The organism is Pseudoalteromonas sp. TP27, from assembly GCF_056470645.1.
This window is the reverse complement of the sequence record NZ_JARDAK010000016.1, coordinates 1-19,878: the sequence shown is the minus strand read 5'-3', so window position 1 is coordinate 19,878 and position 19,878 is coordinate 1. Positions and strand designations below refer to the sequence as shown.

Sequence of the window (19,878 nt, the reverse complement as noted above, 5' to 3'; positions counted from 1 at the left end):
TAGCGTTATTTACACTATAAAGTGAGGAATTTTAATACAACATGCAATTAAAACGGCAAGCGTCTTTTCATCAAAAAAATCATTTTTAAAGGCTTCTGCATCGATAATACCAACACATTCATTTTGTGCGTTGAATAAAGGTAAGCAGGTTTCTGATTTAACTTTAGGATCGCATGTGTAGTATTCACCGCCTTGTGACAAATACGCTTCAACGTTATTAATAATGCGACCTTGATGAGATAGCGCAACTTGTACGTTATTACTCCCTGCTGCAAATGCTTGCGTTAAAGGAAACAACGGGCGACTAGGCGCACCATGATAAGCTAATTTTAACAGTTGCTTACCTTCACTTGTATTAGTTGATTGATAAATACCATACCAATCAACGCCTGTTTGCTGTTCTATGTAGCTTACAATACTTTGTAAATTAGCTAACTTAAGTTGTGTTTGCTCATCACCTTTAAGATAGTCAGTTAATTTGAATGGCTCATCTTGTAAGTAACCAAATAAACTACACGCTCCGCCCTCGCCAAGCTCTGGTATTTGATACTCCCAACGCACATCAGGTAAAGTTGTGTTTGTAAGATGCAGCTCAAGCTTTTCAAACTCTGTTGCAATTAAAGTAGGATTAGCACTTAATTGTGCTTGTTTTAGGTAAGAAGAAATCATTTGGCCATCCATACATCTAAAGTTTCGAGAATAATAGCATGGATATTTTTACAGAGCTAGCTCAACTTGTAGCACATTTCAACTTGATTACCACTGGCGTTATAAGTAACTTTTTCGGCTATTTCTTCTAATAAAGACACGCCTCTGCCAAATTCATTATTAACCTTTGCCAGCTCATCGTGCTTACAACTAAACCCTCGGCCTGAATCACAAATAATAAAATATAAACTGAGTGTGTCGGGGCAATAGCGCATATCAATAATAATCATGGCATCGGTAAGTTTAGCCAGAGCTGCTTCTCTTAATTCGTAATATCGAAAAAAACCATCTTCTTGTTTTTTAATTTCGGAGTTAAGCCCTAATACACCATGATCAAGCGCATTATTATAAGCCTCAGACAACAGTAAAAATATATTAGAGCGGTGAGCATTTAACCCCTCAACACTGCTTAAAATATTAACTACATCGTAAACGGGGTCTGTTTTTTTTATTTGTTCTGAGTTTAAGCTCAAAGATAAATTAAAAGCTAAAGTAGAAAATGCTTCTCGCTCTTGCTCCTCAGGAATTAAAGGCAGGCAGTTTAGTAAAACAATGCTTAAATCGTCTTGTTGTTTAGTACCATCTGCAAACTTAGTAACGTTAGCCACTATATCTTCACTACTAATCATCGATTTACTTTTTAAGGTTTGTAAAAAACGCTCTTCCCCAAAAAATATATCTTCTTTGTTTGCTGTTTCTATAATTCCGTCGGTTGCTAATACTAGGCGTGTATTACTATTTGTTTCAAAATGAATAACTTCATATTCAAACTCTTGGTCGTCTAAAATCCCCAGCGCCATATGTTGCGACTCTAATGTTTGTTTTACATTACCGTCTTTATCTATTAGGTAGGCATCGGGTAAGCCGCCCATCCATGCAGAAACACTTTTACCGGATGCACTGAGCTCTATAATGGTTGCAGCACAAAACATGTGTCCAGGTAGGAGGTTGTACAGTAGTGTATTCAGCTCACAGGCAATGTCATTAATCGCCATGCCTTTTTGTACCATAGTGTAAAACACACGAGAAACCGGTAATGCGCCAATTGCTGCTGCTAGGCCGTGGCCAGTAAAATCCCCCAGCATGCAATACAAATTACCTATCGGGCTTTGGGCTACTAAAAACATATCGCCGTTAAACATAGAGGCAGGTGATAAACTAAAGTCGAGATACTCTTTAAATTTACCTTGGTTTTCTAGTGAATTATTAAAAATATGTTCAATTATTTCGTGTTCACGTTCAGTTTGATTATGATGATATTCAAGCAATTTTTTTTGTTGATTGGCTTTTTTACTCAGTTCTCTGGTGCGGCTATGTGCTTTAATTTTTGCATGCAGAATAACTTTTTCAAATGGTTTATGAATAAAGTCATCGCCGCCTACTGCAAGGCAGCGCTCAAAGCTTGCCTGATCGTCTAAGGAGGTTATAAAAATAATCGGTAAGTAAACTTCACTATACAGCTGCTTTATTTTTTCAGCGGCCTCAAAACCATCCATTACAGGCATTAAAACATCGAGTAAAACAACGTCTATTTGCTCTCTTTTAAGTACATTAAGCGCATCTAGCCCGTTATAAGCTACAGATATTTTATAGCCCTCTTGCTCAAGCATTTTACTTAGCAAAATGCGATTGAGCGCCTGATCGTCAACAATTAACACATGTATCATTAGCTAATATCAAACTTTTTATCAAAACGTGAAATTTGTAGAATTTTTCTAAGCTGTGGTTGGCAATTGCTTATTTCGATAGTTTCTACTTGGCTATCAATTGTTTTTTTCATATTAAGTAACATGCCAAGTGCTGAGCTATCCATGTAGTCAGTCTCTCTTAAATCAACAATAACCTTTACAGTTTTTTCGCTCATTTGGGCATAAGCTTGGCGAAAAGATTGCACTAAATTAAAGTCAAATTTACCTTTAATTTGTATTGTTAATGTAGTGCCATCGACTGATTCATTCTTAGTTAAACTCATAGTAAACTCCAATAATATTTCCTTTGAATTAAATATAACCTGTTAAAATTATTTAGCAAAAAGAAAAACACACCACTTCAAATTTGCTATCATTTACGCCAATATTTAATCTATTGTATCTATAAAGGTAAGGTATGAGTGATAGCCAGTTAGTGTATTCAACAAGTACTGGTCGCATTGACCAGCCAAAACCAGAAAAAGAGTTAGAAGCTAAGCTTTTTAAAGATGGTTTTATTCGCATAGAGCGACAAACAAAAGGCCGTAAAGGCAAAGGCGTAATGCTCGTTGTTGGCATTGATCCAAAAGATCACGATCTAAAAAAATTGGCTAAAACCATAAAAAGTAAAATGGGTCAAGGCGGCGCAGTAAAAGAAGGCATTATAGAAGTACAAGGTGATGACCGCGATAAACTAAGAGCCATTTTAGAAGGGTTAAAATTCAAAGTTAAGATTGCGGGTGGTTAATCCACAATCTTATTAACTATTTACTTCACTTTTTAAAGGTTCACTTAACTTTTTAAAGGTTCACTTAACTTTTTATACAAGTTAGGTAAATTGCACTCAGGGACTGGAGGGCTAAAATAATAACCTTGCACAATAAAGCAATTGTTATTTTGTAAAAATTTCACTTGCTCTATTGTTTCAACGCCTTCAGCTACCACGTCTAGCTTTAACTTTTGTGCCATAGCAATAATAGCCGCAGTGATTTCCATGTCATTTGTATCCTCAGGGATATCTTTTACAAATGAACGGTCAATTTTCAATATATCAACTGGGAATCGCTTTAAGTAACTAAGTGATGAATAACCCGTACCAAAATCATCAATAGAAATTGATACACCTAGCGCTTTTAATTCATGCAGTTGAGTAATAGCAGCTTCAACGTTACCCATCAACATACTTTCGGTCAATTCTAAATGAAGGCGCTTAGCCGAAACACCCGATCTAATTATCATTTTACTCAGCGTAGATACTAGACTCGAATCTTTAAACTGACGAGCAGATAAGTTTATTGATATATTATTTTCTAGACCTTGCTCCGTTAATCTTACGGCAAAATCACAAGACTCTTGAAGTACCCATTCACCTAATTCAACTATAAGGCCAGTTGCCTCAGCAATAGGGATAAATTTATCTGGAGAGATCAACCCTTCCGCTGGGTGAAACCATCTTAATAACGCTTCGTAGCCAACGACCTGATGAGTACGACTGTCGACTTGAGGTTGGTAGTAAACAACGAATTGTTTTTCTTTTAATGCTATACGTAGCTCATTTTCAATAAATAAACGCTCATTTGCAGCTGCGTTCAATTCTTGGCTATAAAAATGGAATGTATTGCGTCCTTTTGCTTTGGCTTCATACATTGCCAAATCAGCATGTTTGAGTAACTGATCTTCCTCTAGGCTATCGTATGGAGCCATAGTTATACCAATACTAGCGCTCACAATGACTTCATTGCTACCTAGCTTTATAGGCACATTCAATGTTTTTTGAATAGTATTAGCAACATCTGCCGCGTGCTCTTGGCTTTCTATACCACTAAGTAACACTGCAAACTCATCGCCACCTAAACGTGCAATCGTATCTTCTGCTCTTAAACGTTTTTTAAGCCTGTTTGCCACTTCAATTAATAATTGATCGCCAGCATCGTGGCCTAGTGTGTCGTTAATACGTTTAAATTCGTCTAAGTCGAAATAAAACAATGCAAATGCATAATGCCCTCGCTCTGCCAATGCCATTGATTTACGTAATTGCATTCTAAAGAACGTTCTGTTGGCAAGGCCTGTAAGGGTGTCAAAGTAAGCAAGCTGTTCCATTTTACGCTGGCTTTCTTTTACAAATGAAATATCTTGTGCTGATGCGATATAGCTTGTTATTTCACCGCTGTCTTCGCGAATTGGCGAGATGCTTAAGGACACCCAAATAGGTTCTTTATTTAAGCCTTGAATTAATGTGTCGCCTCGCCAGTAATTACGGCTGCGTAAATCTATGTCTATATCTTCAACTAAAATAGCCATTTCTGAGGCGATAATATTAAGTAATGGCGCTCGGTTAAAATGACTTTCTGGGTAGCCTGTCATTTCAAGCATTTTGGGGTTTACATATTCAATAACAAAGTTTTCGTTTGTTATCACAACGCCGGTGCCCGAGAAAGCCACCGCTTTAGATAATCGATTCGCAGCTTTTTCGGCAATTTCTTTTTCAGTAATTCTTTGGTTTAAACCATCGATAAGTTTACGAATTTCTACCGTCATGTCTCTAAATGAGCCATTAAGTGTACCAATTTCATCTTTGTTTTCTGGTGGGAACTCAGTTGTTAATTGCCCTCGACCAAAGTTCGTTACCGCATATACTAATGTATGTAGACGACGCAGCACTAATTGATAAAGTGCCTGATGTAGCAATAAAGCAACTAATATTGCGTATAAAATAAAGAGGCCAAAAAATTTCAGTTTTAAATCTTGTAACGCAGATAACGTAGATGAACGTTTTTTGTAAACCCCGATATACCAATCTAAATCATCAATCTTACGAATATTAATAATATGGGCTTCATTATTTTGTTCAAATGCATTTGCATATTCAGGTAACTTTACCGCAATTGCATCGTCAATAATCGACTGTAGTTCTGGGTTTACAAATTCGTTAGTAGCGAGTGTTTTATTATCACTACCGTAGTCAGCTAATAATGCAGGGTTTAGACTCGGATGCGCTAACAATTGCCCTTTGCTATCAAACACAAGTAGGTGTTTTTCTTTATCACCAACAGGTAAAAAAGAAATAAGTTTATTGAGAGAAATATCGCTCCCCGTCACACCTAAAAATGCGTTATCAACATAAACAGGCACTAGTAAGCTCATAACCCACTTGCGCCATACTGTATCGTAATAAACTTTTGACCATGCAGGCTTTCGCTCTGCTCTTAATGTACTTTTAATATATTTATACGTTGACCCTTGCGTTACTCTAAACTCGGCAGGTGCGTTTAGTGCCCAGTTTGGAGGAGAAACACGAATAAAATCATCATCAGTTATTAAATAAAAATTAAAGAAGTCATGTACCAGAGTCGGAGAAATTATACGCCACAACATTTCAGAATCATTAAACAGGCGTTTGTAAAAAGGAGAGTAATTTTGCTGTGGTAAAAATGCGGCAGATAATCCGTCGGCAGAGGCACTTCGAATTGTGCCGTCGCTATTAAACTGTAACTGTGATTTATTGTTTAAATTAATTGGTGAATTGGGTTGAAAAAGCTGCTCTGTCACTACGTTATTAGCTTGCTGAGCAATATTTATTTTTGTTTTAATACGCTCATTAAATTGTTTTACTAATAAATCTGTCGAACTTTTTAATACCTCGTGTTCTTCAAATACAAGTTGTTTCTCTTCAGATTTAAGCATTAAGGCAGCCGCACATACTCCTGCTATTAAACAAATAGCAGATATAAGCAGTGAAAGTTTTACACTTAAAGAATTTAATCCAAAACGCGATGGAGGGCGTCTGTAAACCACGGGTCAACCTTAATTATTAATAATTGTTATTATTTGAACCAGTTAACGAAATATATCAGATCTGACTTCATATATATAAATTATTTGTTAAATATCACTAAAAACTAATTATGATCAAATAAATAGCGCTCTGTGCTTATTTAGCGCCGTATCGTTATTGACATTGTTAGCAACTCTCCATACATTAACTGCATGAACATATTTATCTCTCGCACTTTTTTTTCGTTTTTTAGCTTCTTTATATAGAAGAGGCTTCCCTGTTTGTGAGATAAAATCAATCGAATAGTAAAGCCTCCCAACCGGGAGGCTTTTTTGTTTTTGCTGTGTAATAACAGCTTACTTTTGGAATGAGGATACCAAAATGACAAATGATGTATTAAATGCCCTAAGACACGACATAAATGAAATAGACTCCGACTTACTGGTGTTATTAGCTAAACGCCGTCGTATTAGCCACGGTGTTGTTGAATACAAAATTGCCAATAACAAGCCTATACGCGATGAAGCACGTGAACTCGCTCTTTTAGAAAAACTAATTGGTTATGGTAAATCGCTTGGTTTAGATGCTTATTACGTAAACAATGTTTTTCAAACTATTTTGGAAGACTCTGTTTTACACCAACAAGCAATGCTACAAAAAAACCTGAATCCAGATGCCCTTAGTGAAACACACCGTGTAACTTACTTAGGTGGTCAAGGTTCTTATAGCCAACTAGCATGCCATAAATATTTTAGCCGCCGCCCGGGTAAATTAGTTGAAATTGGCTGTACCTCATTTGACGAAATAACAGGTAAAGTAGAAAACGGACAAGCTGATTTTGGTTTACTGCCAATTGAAAATACAAGCTCTGGCAGTATTAACGAGGTGTTTGACTTATTACAGCACGCACAAGTCTCTATTGTTGGAGAAGTCACTCACAGTGTAGAGCATTGCTTACTCGCAAACCCTGATACTGAACTTAGCCAACTAACAAAAATATTTGCACATCCGCAACCATTTGCGCAGTGCAGCCGTTTTTTACAGGGCTTAGGTGATTTACAACACGAAACATGTGACTCAACATCAAGCGCACTACAATCAGCCCTGAACACACCACACAGCGCTGCAATTGGCTCTGCACAAGCGGGAAAAAACGTAGGGCTTGAGGTTATTAAATCAAACCTAGCTAATCAAAGCGAAAACCATAGCCGCTTTATTGTTGTTGCACGTAAGCCTTTACAAGTGTCTAACCAAATTCCAACTAAAACGAGTTTGATCATGTCGACAAAACAACAAGCGGGCTCACTAGCCGATGCGTTGATGATTTTTAAACAGCATAAGATTAATTTAGTAAAACTTGAGTCGCGCCCAACTCCGGGCAATCCGTGGGAAGAAGTGTTTTATGTAGATCTTGAAGCAAACTTAGCTGATAAACAGGTAAAAGAAGCGTTAGAAGAACTTAAAGAGCACACTCAATATGTACGCATTTTAGGCTGCTACCAAAGCGAATCATTACAGGCTGTAAGCGTTAATACTTAATAAAATTTTATAAATCAAAAAGGGCCGATATCGGCCCTTTTTTAGTTAGTTAGCAACTATTAGTCTAAAACCTTTGAATCATTGGCTTTGTTTAATAAGCTTCTACTTTGCGTTAAAAAGTGTTCTGTCGAGTCAGAAAAGTAAGCTTTAGCTTGCGCAAAAGAATCAATTAGCGCGGCTTTATCTCCCGCTTTTAATTTAGCTAATGTACTTGCAAAGGTATCTTGGTATTGTGCAAGTAGGTTCTCTACATCATCAAATTGTGCGAGCATAATGTCAGAATACAACTCTGGCGACTGTGCAAATAAGCGCCCCACCATCATCAGCTCTAATTGATATATTGGCGAAGAGCAACTGCGCAGCTCTTCTAACGTATGGCTTTGCTTAGCTAAAAACTGCCCGTATACAAATGTTGTTAAGTGGCGCATTACCTGAATAATTTGCATTGCCTCATCGTGCTTTTTAGCATCAAGCTCAACAAGCTGGCAACCCCATACTTGTAACTGCTGTAATAAGCCTTTTGCTGCTTGGTGCTCTCGCCCTTCACATACAACGACTGTTTGTTTTACCCAATGTGATATATCAGGCCCAAACATAGGGTGTAAACCAACAACGGGGCCGCTATGCGCAGCTTTTAGTGCTTTAATAGGTGATTGCTTTACCGATGTAATGTCGACGAGTAAACAGTCATCATCTAGTTTAGGTAGCTTTGCAACCACTGCGTCCAATGCATTAATTGGTACGCTAATCATTACTAGCTTGGCACCTTTTAAGATATTTTGTGCATCGTTTTGCTGATCTTTATCTAAAATTTTAACGTCGTAACCTGAGCGAATAAACTGCTGTGCAAATAACTGCCCCATGGCACCTTGACCACCTACAATCACAATTGGCGAAAGCTCTGGCGCTGCGCATGCAAGTTTTGCTTGTTGGTTTTGATAGGCTTCTCGCATCATGCGTCTAAGTATATCTTCAACGAGATCTGGGCTTACATTTTGATTTATTGCTTCTTGTCGTCTTGCTGCTAATAGCTCTGCTTCACGATCCGGTGCATGTAAAGACGCACCTGTTTGTTGTTTTATCTCACCAATTTTTTGCGTAATACCATTACGTTTAGCAAGTAAGGCAACAAGTTGCGCGTCACATTCATCTATACCTTCTCTTAGCTGTGCTAAATCATTTATGTCAGCCACGTTCATACCACCTTAAAAAACCAAATAACGTAAATATAAATTTACATAAAAGTAAACTAATCAATACGATAAATACTAACAGGATCGGTTAACTGAGAAAAGGTTAAAGCGGAAATTTTACTGATGAGGGGTTGAGAATTGAGAATTGAGAATTGAGAATTGAGAAAATAATATTCTAAAACCAAAACGGGTTGCAACCCGAAGGATGCAACCCGTTTTTTGCGTTGATAAACAGCGCGTATTAGTTAAGTTTTTCTCTAATACGTGCAGATTTACCAGAACGCTCACGTAGATAGTAAAGCTTAGCACGGCGAACTGCACCGCGACGCTTAACTGTTACGCTATCAATAAGAGGGCTGTGCGTTTGGAATACACGCTCAACGCCTTCACCGTTCGAGATTTTACGAACTGTGAATGCTGAGTGAAGACCACGATTACGCTTAGCGATTACAACACCTTCAAAGGCCTGTAGACGCTCTTTAGCACCTTCTTTTACTTTTACCTGTACAACCACTGTATCACCAGGGCCGAATGCAGGTACGTCTGTTTTAAGCTGCTCATCTTCAAGCGCTTTAATAATATTTTGGTTTACTTTTGCCATTATGTTTCTCACTTTCCTAGGTGTAACTGTCTTCTAGCCACAAGCTTTTTGGTACTCTTGCTGAAATTTCGCGAGTAATACCGCTTGCTCCTCAGTCAGAGCTAGGTTATGCAACAAGTCAGGACGTCGTAACCAAGTTCTGCCTAATGACTGCATAAGCCGCCATTTTGCTATCTCTTGGTGGTTACCACTGAGTAATACAGCAGGAACCTGTTTGTCGTCCAATGTTTCTGGTCGTGTATAGTGTGGACAATCTAACAAGCCATCCGAAAACGAATCTTGTTCTGCTGACTGATTATGACCTAACACACCCGGCACTAATCGCGCTACTGCGTCAATTAATGTCATGGCAGGTAGTTCACCACCACTCAAAATAAAATCACCAATTGACCATTCTTCGTCAACGTATGATTCTATTATTCTCTCATCTATACCTTCATAGCGACCGGCAATCAAAATCAGTTTTTTAGAACTAGCGAGTTCGCTAGCGCCTTGCTGATCAAGTTTGCGCCCTTGCGGGGACATATAAATTACTTTAGCACCATCACCAGCTGCTTTTTTAGCTTCGGCAATCGCTTTTTTTAATGGCTCAACCATCATTAACATACCCGGTCCGCCCCCGTAAGGACGGTCATCTACGGTTCTATGCTTATCTAAAGCATAGTCTCGCGGATTCCAGCAGTTAAAATCAATTAAACCATTTTTTACTGCGCGACCGGTAACACCTTGGTCTGTAATAGCGTCAAACATGTCTGGAAAAAGGCTTATCACCCCTACCCATAATGAACTAGTTTGCGTCATTAAAAACCAGGATCCCAGTCTACGGTAATTTCTCTTGCGTCGTATTTAACGTCTTTAATAACTGAATCAGTTAAAAAAGGAATTAAACGCTCAGCTTGACCAAATGCATCTTTACTGTTTGCTTTCACAACCAGAACGTCATTTGATCCTGTCTCCATCAGGTCATCAACAATGCCTAAGCTATAACCTTTATCAGTTACAACAGACATGCCAATGAGATCTCGCCAATAAAACTCACCTTGCGGGAGTTCTGGTAAATGCGCTGAATCCATTGAGATTTCAGCATGGGTATAAGCCATTGCTTCGTCTCGGTCGTTTACCTGCGCAAATTTAGCGATAAAGCCTTTGTTGTGGCGACGCCAGTCGACCACTTCTAAGGACTGCCATTTACCTTGCTGCCCTATCAACCACGGGCTGAAATCGAAGATCCCTACGGGATCATCAGTAAATGAATGTACCTTAAGCCAGCCCTTTATACCATATGGGGCACCGAGCTTTCCTACGACAATTATTGATGAGGTGTTCTCTTGACTCATGGTTACACTTACGCCTATTAAGCCGCTTTACGAGCGTCTTTTACTAACTTAGCTACGCGATCTGAAAGAGATGCGCCCTGACCTACCCAGTGTTCAACACGTGGTAAATCTAAACGAATTTTTTCTTCTTGACCTGAAGCAATTGGGTTAAAAAAGCCTACTTTCTCGATGAAGCGACCGTCACGCGAGAAACGGCTATCCGCAACCACAATTTGATAGAAAGGGCGTTTTTTAGCGCCACCACGTTGCAAACGAATAGTTACCATACCGTCCTCTATAAAGATTGACTGTTTTCATTAATAAGATTTACTCCCCAGAATGGGGAGCTGGGGAATTGTACGAGTTTTTGGCAATAACGCAAGTAAGAAGTGAAGCAAAAAGGCAGTTTAGTAGGTTAAACCGTGATCTCAACGACAAATCAGAGTTAAAGGTGCATTACATGCATAATTTATTCAACAAAAAAGGAGCTATTTGCTCCTTTAAATATGATTCGCTATTATTTTAAAAAGTAACTTAATGGTACTTTTTAAAATTTAGGACCACCGCCACCCATCATTCCAGGTGGTAACATGCCTTTCATACCGCGCATCATTTTAGTCATGCCGCCTTTACCTTTCATCTTTTTCATCATTTTTTGCATTTGCGTAAACTGCTTAAGCAACTTATTGATCTCTTGTACTTGTGTACCAGAGCCAGCGGCTATACGTTTTTTACGCGAACCTTTAATGATTTCTGGGCGTGCGCGCTCTTTTTTGGTCATTGAGCTAATAATAGCTTCCATTTGGATAAATGTTTTATCACCCATTTGACCTTTAACCGCATCTGGTAAGTTAGACATACCAGGCAGTTTATCGAGCATCGACATCATGCCACCCATGTTTTTCATTTGCTTTAATTGATCAGCAAAGTCATCAAGGGTAAAACCTGCGCCTTTAAATACTTTTTCAGCAACTTTGGCAGCTTGCTCTTTATCTACTTTCATCTCGACTTCTTCGATTAATGAAAGTACGTCACCCATGCCTAAAATACGCGACGCTATACGGTCTGGGTGGAAAGGTTCAAGTGCGTCAGTGCGCTCACCCACACCCATAAACTTAATAGGCTTGCCAGTGATATGACGAATTGATAAAGCAGCACCACCACGTGCATCACCATCGGTTTTTGTTAATATAACACCGGTAAGTGGTAATGCTTCGTCGAATGCTTTAGCTGTATTCGCCGCATCTTGACCTGTCATTGCATCAACAACGAACAAAGTTTCAATTGGGTTGATTGCTTTATGAAGATCTTTAATTTCGTCCATCATGTTGCTATCAACATGTAAACGACCTGCAGTATCAACAAGTACTACATCTATAAATTTCTTTTTAGCATGTGAAATTGCAGCGGTTGCAATATCAACTGGCTTTTGCGAAATATCACTTGGAAAGAAATCAACATCAACTTCTGTTGCAAGCGTTTCTAGCTGTTTAATAGCCGCAGGGCGATAAACATCGGCACTTACTACAAGTACTGATTTCTTTTTTCGTTCTTTTAAAAACTTAGCAAGCTTAGCTACACTGGTGGTTTTACCCGCACCTTGTAGACCCGCTACCATTACAACGGCTGGCGGTTGCGCATTAAGGCTTAGCTCTTCATTAGCTTCACCCATTGCTTTTTCTAGTTCTTCACGCACTATTTTTATAAATACTTGGCCTGGGCTTAAGCTTTTTGTAACTTCAACCCCAACTGCACGTTCTTTAACTTGTTTTACAAACTCGCGAACAACAGGCAATGCCACATCGGCTTCTAAAAATGCCATACGCACTTCGCGAAGTGTGTCTTTTATGTTGTCTTCAGTCAGACGGCCACGGCCACTGATATTTTTTAAGGTTTTACCTAATCGTTCTTGGAGGTTCTCAAACATGTAACGGTTCCGATAAGACGTTTATATCAATCCATTTAAATTTTACGGTTAATTTGATTTTTCAATTAACCTAGATTGACTTATTAAGTTTCAATTAAAAGTAGTATACCGTATATGGCGTCTTACAATATAGTGTTCAAGTGTACCTTGTTGAGTTTCTTTTTTTAAGGTCTATGCATTTGCTTTGCTATAAAATACAATGACCATATAACAACAAGGATTATTTTGTCTCAAATTAAGTGGCCCAAGCACAATGCTGATTATTAGTTTAACTATTATTGCCAGTTTATTTTATGTGTTAGCAACGTCTCACGTGCTTTCACGCCTGTTTCATCAACAAGGCCCTAGCCAAAAAGTAACCGTCATTTTGAGCACAGTTGCTATAGTGGCGCATATGCTTCTATTGGTTAATTCTGTTTTTAGGGCTGATGGCCAAGACTTAAGTATTGTAAATGTCGCTTTACTAACCTGCTGGGTTATTGTCGTTTCGGTAACTGCTGTTTCGCTAAAATTTCCTGCGACCTTATTATTACCCGTTGTTTATGGCTTTGGTGCTTTATTAACAATTGCCAGTTTATTTATTCCTCATCATATTTTATTGCAAAGTATTAATATTGACGTTGGTTTGGTAACGCACATCTCTCTTTCTTTGTTAGCCTACTGTATTTTAATTATCGCTACTTTATACGGTGTACAGTTTTACTTTATTGATAAACGTTTAAAACGTAAAGATTTAGCCATTGTACACAGTCACCTTCCGCCTTTAATGGTTGTTGAGCGCCAGCTTTACCAACTTCTTAATTTGGGCACTATATTACTCACGTTTGCATTACTTTCAGGATTTGTATTTCTTGATGGTATGTTTGCTAAAGAGTTTATTCATAAAACAATATTGTCGTTAGTTGCGTGGGCTATTTTTGCCGTTGTTGCTATTGGTCATATGAAAAAGGGTTGGCGCGGTAAACCGGTGGTTATTACAATCATGGTCGCTGCATTTGTCCTCACACTCGCTTATTTTGGCAGCCGTTTCATACAAGAAGTGATACTAAATAAGTTTTAACTTGACTCTGCTTGCTCACTCTAGCTTAATACGCATTGATTTATAAGAAAAGGATCCATCGTTGGACGACATATCGACAAGTACCCTATTTATCATTTTAGGTTTTTTGGTGCTTTTTTCTGCTTATTTTTCTGGTTCAGAAACCGGAATTATGTCAATCAATCGTATACGCCTGCGACACCTAGCTAAAGAGGATCATCGTGCAGCTAAACGAGTCAGTAAATTACTTAGCCGTCCAGATAGGCTCATCGGTTTAATCTTAATCGGTAATAACCTTGTTAATATTGCAGCAGCCCAAGTTGCAACCATTATAGGTATTCGTCTTTATGGTGACCTCGGTATTGCAATAGCAACAGGTGTGTTAACTTTAGTCGTGCTTATATTTGCTGAAGTAACCCCTAAAACCCTTGCTGCTCTTTACCCTGAAAAAGTTGCCTTTCCAAGCTCTATTATTTTAAAAGGGCTACTTAAAATAATGTTCCCTTTAGTGGTTGTTATTAACTGGATGACCAACGGAATACTACGATTATTTGGTATTAGTGCCGCACAAATCGACGAACACAGCATGAGTAAAGAAGAATTAAAAACAGTACTCAATGAGTCAGGTGCACTTATTCCTGCTCGCCACCAAAGCATGCTGACCTCCATTTTAGATTTAGAGCAGGTAACTGTTGAAGATATTATGATCCCACGAAACGAAATTGTGGCGATTGATATTAACGACGACTGGAAACTAATTAGTCGCCAGCTTACCCATGCTCAGCATACTCGAGTGTTGTTGTATCGCGATAATATAGATGATGCAGTAGGCTTTATTCACTCTCGTGATGCACTTCGTCTGCTTACAAAAGAGCAATTTGATAAACCCTCTTTGCTGCGCGCTGTTCGCGAAATTTACTTTATCCCTGAAGGTACATCACTAAATACTCAGCTGTTAAAATTTCAGCAATCTAAAGAGCGTATTGGTTTAGTAGTTGATGAGTACGGTGATATTCAAGGCTTAGTAACGCTTGAAGATATTTTAGAAGAAGTTGTTGGCGATTTCACAACTACGCAAACTCGTACACCAAGCGAAGAAGTAGAAACACAAACTGATGGCTCATGTATTGTGGATGGCGGCGCTAACGTACGCGATTTAAATAAAGAAATGGGTTGGGATTTTCCGTTAGACGGCCCTAAAACTCTGAGCGGTTTAATTGTTGAATACTTAGAAGATATTCCCGATGCAAATATTAGTTTGCGTATCGCGGGATACCCTATTGAAGTACTCGAAGTAAAAGAGAACATGATAAAACAGGTGAAGATTCAGCCTAATAAGCGTTCTCGCTAGTTCTCACTAAGTAAAAAGGAGCCAATTGGCTCCTTTTTTATATCCATTAATAACTATCTAGCCAAATATAAGACGTTCAAACCAACCTTTATCAAGCTCATCTTCACAGCGCTTTAATTGCGCGCCATAACGGCTCGCTCTGTGTTTAACTTTGTTTGCGACACCCATTAACCACTTTTTCTTTTTGTACGTGCCACGCTTATATCCACCCCAGCCTTCATGGTAATTAAGGTACTGTGCGTAAGCATCCCATTTAGAGATTTTATTTACCTTATGGGTTTTATAAACAAACCACGCCATAAAGTCGATTGCATCGTCAAAGTCGTCTCTATCAGCACCATTATTGCCTGTTTCACGAATATAATCAGACCACGTTGGGGTTTTAGCTTGCGAATAGCCATAAGCATCACTTGCACGTCCAGTTGGAATTATCCATAAAAAGTACTCCATAGGTGGAGCTGCATCATGTCTAAATGAGCTTTCTTGGTACATCATACTCATAAGCACATGCTTTGGAGAACCCCACTTTTCTTGCGCGTCTTTTGCGTCAAAATACCAATCTGGCTTTTCTTCAAAAATTTTACATAGATCGTTAGGTTGCTTTGGAGGAGCCGTAGCACAGCCAGCTAAAGTAATGGCGAGAGATAAAATAATTGCATTTTTTTTCATTTTCTAAGATCTCACAGAACTTTTCTAAAAAGTGTGGGTCTGACTCAATGAATGCAGCAGTACAGCATTAATTCATCCCTGAATATATTTACGCAGCCAACATGGGCTGCGTTTTTTTGCTTAAATTTTACTAAATACCCAAATTATTTACCGTCAAAATACGCATCTAAAAACGCAGTAAATGACTGGGTATCTGCTTGCTCAATTGCAGCTTGTGCTTCGTTAGACTCTACAACTTGTTGTTCCAGCCAAGGCTTTAAAAACTCACTGTAATCAGTATCTACATGGCTTTGCTTATATTTACTAGCCAATGCTAGTGCAAAGTGCCCGTTGTCTAAACCAGACTCTTTTAATTGTGAAACGTATCGTCCAGAGTAAGTAAGCTCTGGGTTATGTATCCACGTCGCCATACGTTTTATAGTCTCTGAGTAATAGTCGACACCATAAGCATTATCCATCCATTTAGCGACATCAGTAAGCTGCGTAAATATTTCATCGCCCCACGATTGAAGACTACGTTGTGTGTTATTAAAGTTAAGCATGAGCCCTTTTTCTCGACCTTGATTTACTACTGTGTCGAGGTTTTCAGTACTACGTGCTTGTTCTTTCCAATCCATTGGAGCTGAATCTTTCAATAAACAATACGTTAAAAACACATCTAAAAAGTGAATTTGCTCAATATCAATACCGACTTCACTAAACGGGTTAACATCTAATGCACGAATTTCTACGTATTCAATACCTGCGCGAAGTAGTGCGTCAGTTGGTGTTTCACCGCTTTTAGCATTACGTTTAGGGCGGATTGGCGAATAAAACTCATTTTCAATCTGCAGAATATTTTTATTTAACTGTTTAGGGTTTTCACTCGTGTAGTCATCAAGATCACCATAAATTTCTGATGGTGTGTTGATTGCTTTTTTAAGGCCCGCTACATATTCATCTAACGAGTTATACATTACGCGTAGTGACGACTGAGCGCTATTTGTATAACCTAAATTACCTAGTCGTAATGCAGTACCCACTTCTAAATAAAGCGTTCCTTTACCTAGTTTTTTAAATGGTAAGTCTGTTTTTCGACCTTGTAAAAATGAGTTACATAATGCTGGTGATGCGCCAAACATATAGCTTATTAGCCATAATTCGCGTTTAAAATTACGAATAAGCGATAAATAGCCTTCTGAAATAAAATCTTGAAGGCTTGCACTACTTTGTCGTAACGAATGAAGCGACTGCCAAAGCGTATCCGGGAATGAAATATTAAAGTGAACGCCCGCAATTGCTTGCATCATACTACCGTAGCGATTTTTTAATCCTTCACGGTATAGCGTTTTCATTTTGCCTGTATTAGAACTACCAAATTGAGCTAGCACTATATCGTCTTGATGTTCAATAAAACACGGCATACTAATAGGCCAAAGTAGTTCTTCACCCATTTTTTCTAGAGTGAACTTTTGAAGGTCTTTTAACTGCTTAAGCGTTTGCGTTGATGATTCACTAACTGGGGTAATAAATTCTAGTAAAGACTCAGAAAAATCAGTTGTGATATGGCCGTTAGTTAACGCACTACCCACCCCTTTTGGGTGACCTTGAGGTGATATAGCACCATTATCTTGTATTCTTAGCGACTCTCGCTCTATGCCACGTTTAATGCCTTTAATTGCATGTTGATGCTCATTTACTGATAACGCTTCAAGTGCGCTAGCTAAATCATGTGTTGTCAAAAAATATTTCCTCGGGCCACGTGGCTTAATCATAAGGTTATGGGGGCTAATTACTTAGACTCAAGATTAATACCCATTTTATTAAAAATATGATCATTTTATCGCATTAAATAGCGCACTCACTGCGTTAAAAATAACTTATATAGAACAACTACATGTCATAATTTCGCCTTGTTCTTGTGCTATTTTTTAGCGTTGTAATAGATCAGTTATTTAATGCGACGGGTATAAATTGCTAAGAACAATATAATTTTTCAAAATTAATAATTATTTCCCATTTTATACATGCGCTTGATATGACCAACATCATTATATTAAGCCGTAATATTGCCATTGCTATGGGCATTATTCAAATGCTTTAAATATGTATTTAAATATAAATTAAATAAGCAAAATATAAACCTAAAAAATAGACCAGAACTTATTCAAAGTAAGTTCAATTTATCTTTCCAGCATTTTAACTTGATCTAGATCAATAAAAAAAATTATTTACCTTATAAATGTACAAGGGAATACACTATTTTTTGCTTTATAGGTTGTAACCAATATAATGACAGCAACAATAAAGGATGATAATAAACATAATGCACAATAATAAAAGCTTGAAAAATGAAGAAGTATACTTTGATGAATCACAAGAGCTTGTTTCTACTACCGATCTCAAAGGTATAATAACGTACGTCAATCAAGAGTTTTGTTCTATAGCCGGGTATAGCGCGCAAGAACTTATCGGTCAGCATCATAATATTGTTCGTCACCCTGACATGCCAAAAGCTGCTTTTAAAGAAATGTGGACAACACTAAAGCAAGAACACTCTTGGCGCGGTATGGTTAAAAACCGCTGTAAAGATGGTCGCTATTACTGGGTAGATGCCTTTGTAACCCCTATATTTGAACATGGTCAGCTCATTGGTTATCAATCAGTAAGAACCAAAGCAAGCTCACAGCTTAAACAACGCGCACAAACTCTTTACAACAAAATAAATACTAACAAATCATTATTTAATCTGCGAGAACACACCACAATAAGACAAAGTATTACTTTTATATGTCTACTACTTTGGCTAATTTTTATCGCTGTTGCGGGCTCAATCACAATAGCTGCAATTAGCCTATTTATTTGCGCTTTGGTTATTGTGTTAAATTATGACGAACTCATTGTTACTCCCAAAATATTGCGCGATCAAAAAGCAACAGCTGATTCAGTCTCTCGTTATATTTACAGCGGCCACACACCCCACAGTGTAAGTGATTATAGAGAGCAAATGCTAAGTGCAAAGTTACGTACTGTTCTTGGCCGTATGAAGGATTCCACATTAAGCTTTAATGGCATCGCCACTAATCTAGATAAACAATCAACGCTTACTGAAAAAGGTATTTCTTCACAAGGTGAACGTTTAGAGCAAATTGCATCCGCGATGACCCAAATGAGTTCGACCATTGGGGAAATATCAGTAAATACTTCTCAAACAGCTGATAAAGTAAATAACACCCATCAAAGCTGCTCTGAAATAAAAGAGCATATTGCCGATAATAGTAAAATGGTATCTGATTTAGCTTTTCAAGTAGAAGAGGCTGCAACCACAGCCACCAGCTTAGCCTCTGAAGCCGACAAAATTGGTAAGGTAATGAGTGAAATAGAGGGAATTGCCGATCAAACTAACTTACTTGCCCTAAATGCAGCAATAGAAGCAGCTAGAGCAGGAGAACATGGCCGAGGCTTTGCTGTAGTCGCCGACGAGGTAAGGACTCTTTCGTCTCGTACTCAAAATGCAACAACGCAAATCCATAGCTCTATTAAGGAAATACAGGACACTTTATTTAGCTGGTCTAAAGTAATGCAACGCACTAAAACACAAGCTGATAACTGTGTTCTGACAACAGATAAAACCCAAGTTGAACTTGAGGAGATTTTTACTCAAATTAGTGAAATATCTCATTTGGCTATACAAACATCATCGGCTGCAGAAGAGCAACAAATGGTTAGTAACGACATTAGTAATAATGTTTCGCAAATTAAAGACTTTGGTGATGAAAACTTAAGCTTAAGCTTTAATGTGGCAACGGGAGCAGCTGAGCTTGTTGAAGGTTCGTGTAGAGTTAACGATTTATTACTAACCTTTAAAGTTTAATACCAATCTGCTTATATATGGGGTCTATTTAACGTAAAGAAAATTACGCTAGAACTAGGCAAAAATTTTTGTATCTAGTTGTTCTAAATAAAAAATTTTTAACGACGTTATAGTGCAATTTAATTCGTTAAATTGATCAAAGATTTATGCAAGTTGGTATAATACCTAGATAAACATTAAAAAGCCGCTATTTCAGCTGTCTCTTGATCACAAGTCTGG

At 38.1% G+C, this 19,878-nt stretch carries 17 protein-coding genes and 1 other annotated feature; of the genes, 5 read left to right on the top strand and 12 right to left on the bottom strand.

Annotation, left to right across the window (positions count from 1 at the left end):
* Positions 1–9: 9 nt before the first annotated feature.
* Genes PX700_RS16355 through PX700_RS16345 form a run of 3 tightly spaced genes read right to left on the bottom strand, consistent with a single transcriptional unit; the run spans position 10 to position 2,680 of the window.
* A complete protein-coding gene (locus tag PX700_RS16355) occupies positions 10–669 on the bottom strand; it encodes a GAF domain-containing protein (RefSeq protein ID WP_479521290.1) in 660 nt (219 codons plus the stop codon).
* A gap of 56 nt (positions 670–725) precedes the next feature.
* Positions 726–2,375: a SpoIIE family protein phosphatase gene (locus tag PX700_RS16350; protein ID WP_479521289.1), complete on the bottom strand. Its 1,650-nt coding sequence runs from the start codon at positions 2,373–2,375 to the stop codon at positions 726–728.
* On the bottom strand, positions 2,375–2,680 hold the full coding sequence (locus PX700_RS16345; protein WP_415637746.1) for an STAS domain-containing protein: 306 nt from the start codon (positions 2,678–2,680) through the stop codon (positions 2,375–2,377). The genes PX700_RS16350 and PX700_RS16345 overlap by 1 nt, the downstream gene beginning before the upstream one ends.
* A gap of 134 nt (positions 2,681–2,814) precedes the next feature.
* On the opposite strand from PX700_RS16345, the gene PX700_RS16340 reads away from it, so the two are divergent.
* Entirely contained in the window at positions 2,815–3,144 is a 330-nt protein-coding gene (locus tag PX700_RS16340) for an SUI1 family translation initiation factor (RefSeq protein ID WP_479521288.1), read from the top strand.
* A gap of 44 nt (positions 3,145–3,188) precedes the next feature.
* On the opposite strand, the gene PX700_RS16335 is transcribed toward PX700_RS16340, so the two are convergent.
* The gene (locus PX700_RS16335) at positions 3,189–6,191 is read right to left on the bottom strand and encodes a bifunctional diguanylate cyclase/phosphodiesterase (protein ID WP_479521287.1); all 3,003 of its coding nucleotides are present in this window, start codon (positions 6,189–6,191) and stop codon (positions 3,189–3,191) included.
* Between the two features lie 199 nt (positions 6,192–6,390).
* Positions 6,391–6,508: a sequence feature (Phe leader region), on the top strand.
* Positions 6,509–6,552: 44 nt separating this feature from the next.
* On the opposite strand from PX700_RS16335, the gene PX700_RS16330 reads away from it, so the two are divergent.
* Positions 6,553–7,710 carry a chorismate mutase gene (locus tag PX700_RS16330; RefSeq protein WP_479521286.1) on the top strand — a complete coding sequence of 386 codons (1,158 nt, stop codon included), beginning with the start codon at positions 6,553–6,555 and terminating at the stop codon, positions 7,708–7,710.
* Positions 7,711–7,769: 59 nt separating this feature from the next.
* Here the strand turns inward: PX700_RS16330 and tyrA are convergent, their stop codons facing one another.
* The 6 genes from tyrA to ffh all read right to left on the bottom strand — a co-directional run bounded on the left by tyrA (position 7,770) and on the right by ffh (position 12,747).
* Positions 7,770–8,903, bottom strand: coding sequence for a bifunctional chorismate mutase/prephenate dehydrogenase (tyrA, locus tag PX700_RS16325; protein ID WP_479521285.1), 1,134 nt, complete (start codon positions 8,901–8,903; stop codon positions 7,770–7,772).
* A 241-nt stretch (positions 8,904–9,144) separates the two neighbouring features.
* Positions 9,145–9,504, bottom strand: a complete 360-nt coding sequence (gene rplS / locus PX700_RS16320) for a 50S ribosomal protein L19 (protein ID WP_007581406.1) — start codon at positions 9,502–9,504, stop codon at positions 9,145–9,147.
* A 33-nt stretch (positions 9,505–9,537) separates the two neighbouring features.
* A complete protein-coding gene (gene trmD / locus PX700_RS16315; RefSeq protein ID WP_165729152.1) occupies positions 9,538–10,305 on the bottom strand; it encodes a tRNA (guanosine(37)-N1)-methyltransferase TrmD in 768 nt (255 codons plus the stop codon).
* Complete coding sequence (rimM, locus tag PX700_RS16310; protein ID WP_166419221.1) at positions 10,305–10,841, bottom strand: ribosome maturation factor RimM; 537 nt, start codon at positions 10,839–10,841, stop codon at positions 10,305–10,307. The genes trmD and rimM overlap by 1 nt, the downstream gene beginning before the upstream one ends.
* A 17-nt stretch (positions 10,842–10,858) precedes the next feature.
* Complete coding sequence (gene rpsP / locus PX700_RS16305; protein WP_002962192.1) at positions 10,859–11,107, bottom strand: 30S ribosomal protein S16; 249 nt, start codon at positions 11,105–11,107, stop codon at positions 10,859–10,861.
* 260 nt (positions 11,108–11,367) lie between these two features.
* Positions 11,368–12,747 (bottom strand): signal recognition particle protein, encoded by a 1,380-nt coding sequence (ffh, locus tag PX700_RS16300; protein ID WP_479521284.1) that lies wholly within the window; start codon positions 12,745–12,747, stop codon positions 11,368–11,370.
* 253 nt (positions 12,748–13,000) lie between these two features.
* Between ffh and PX700_RS16295 the strand changes: the two genes are divergently transcribed.
* A complete protein-coding gene (locus PX700_RS16295; protein WP_197178265.1) occupies positions 13,001–13,807 on the top strand; it encodes a cytochrome C assembly family protein in 807 nt (268 codons plus the stop codon).
* Positions 13,808–13,868: 61 nt separating this feature from the next.
* A complete protein-coding gene (locus PX700_RS16290) occupies positions 13,869–15,137 on the top strand; it encodes an HlyC/CorC family transporter (RefSeq protein ID WP_197178274.1) in 1,269 nt (422 codons plus the stop codon).
* A gap of 57 nt (positions 15,138–15,194) precedes the next feature.
* On the opposite strand, the gene PX700_RS16285 is transcribed toward PX700_RS16290, so the two are convergent.
* Together PX700_RS16285 and gshA are read right to left on the bottom strand one after the other, a co-directional pair.
* Entirely contained in the window at positions 15,195–15,806 is a 612-nt protein-coding gene (locus PX700_RS16285) for a transglycosylase SLT domain-containing protein (protein ID WP_166419225.1), read from the bottom strand.
* 143 nt (positions 15,807–15,949) lie between these two features.
* Positions 15,950–17,527, bottom strand: a complete 1,578-nt coding sequence (gshA, locus tag PX700_RS16280; RefSeq protein WP_479521283.1) for a glutamate--cysteine ligase — start codon at positions 17,525–17,527, stop codon at positions 15,950–15,952.
* A gap of 584 nt (positions 17,528–18,111) precedes the next feature.
* On the opposite strand from gshA, the gene PX700_RS16275 reads away from it, so the two are divergent.
* Positions 18,112–19,659, top strand: coding sequence for a methyl-accepting chemotaxis protein (locus PX700_RS16275; protein ID WP_479521282.1), 1,548 nt, complete (start codon positions 18,112–18,114; stop codon positions 19,657–19,659).
* Positions 19,660–19,878: the final 219 nt, after the last annotated feature.

Excerpts from the sequence above, each read along its gene's own strand:
- PX700_RS16355 (WP_479521290.1), bottom strand. The coding sequence starts at position 669 with ATGATTTCTTCTTACCTAAAACAAGCACAATTAAGTGCTAATCCTACT.
- PX700_RS16350 (WP_479521289.1), bottom strand. The coding sequence starts at position 2,375 with ATGATACATGTGTTAATTGTTGACGATCAGGCGCTCAATCGCATTTTG.
- PX700_RS16345 (WP_415637746.1), bottom strand. The coding sequence starts at position 2,680 with ATGAGTTTAACTAAGAATGAATCAGTCGATGGCACTACATTAACAATA.
- PX700_RS16340 (WP_479521288.1), top strand. The coding sequence starts at position 2,815 with ATGAGTGATAGCCAGTTAGTGTATTCAACAAGTACTGGTCGCATTGAC.
- PX700_RS16330 (WP_479521286.1), top strand. The coding sequence starts at position 6,553 with ATGACAAATGATGTATTAAATGCCCTAAGACACGACATAAATGAAATA.
- rplS (WP_007581406.1), bottom strand. The coding sequence starts at position 9,504 with ATGGCAAAAGTAAACCAAAATATTATTAAAGCGCTTGAAGATGAGCAG.
- trmD (WP_165729152.1), bottom strand. The coding sequence starts at position 10,305 with ATGACGCAAACTAGTTCATTATGGGTAGGGGTGATAAGCCTTTTTCCA.
- rimM (WP_166419221.1), bottom strand. The coding sequence starts at position 10,841 with ATGAGTCAAGAGAACACCTCATCAATAATTGTCGTAGGAAAGCTCGGT.
- rpsP (WP_002962192.1), bottom strand. The coding sequence starts at position 11,107 with ATGGTAACTATTCGTTTGCAACGTGGTGGCGCTAAAAAACGCCCTTTC.
- ffh (WP_479521284.1), bottom strand. The coding sequence starts at position 12,747 with ATGTTTGAGAACCTCCAAGAACGATTAGGTAAAACCTTAAAAAATATC.
- PX700_RS16295 (WP_197178265.1), top strand. The coding sequence starts at position 13,001 with ATGCTGATTATTAGTTTAACTATTATTGCCAGTTTATTTTATGTGTTA.
- PX700_RS16285 (WP_166419225.1), bottom strand. The coding sequence starts at position 15,806 with ATGAAAAAAAATGCAATTATTTTATCTCTCGCCATTACTTTAGCTGGC.
- PX700_RS16275 (WP_479521282.1), top strand. The coding sequence starts at position 18,112 with ATGCACAATAATAAAAGCTTGAAAAATGAAGAAGTATACTTTGATGAA.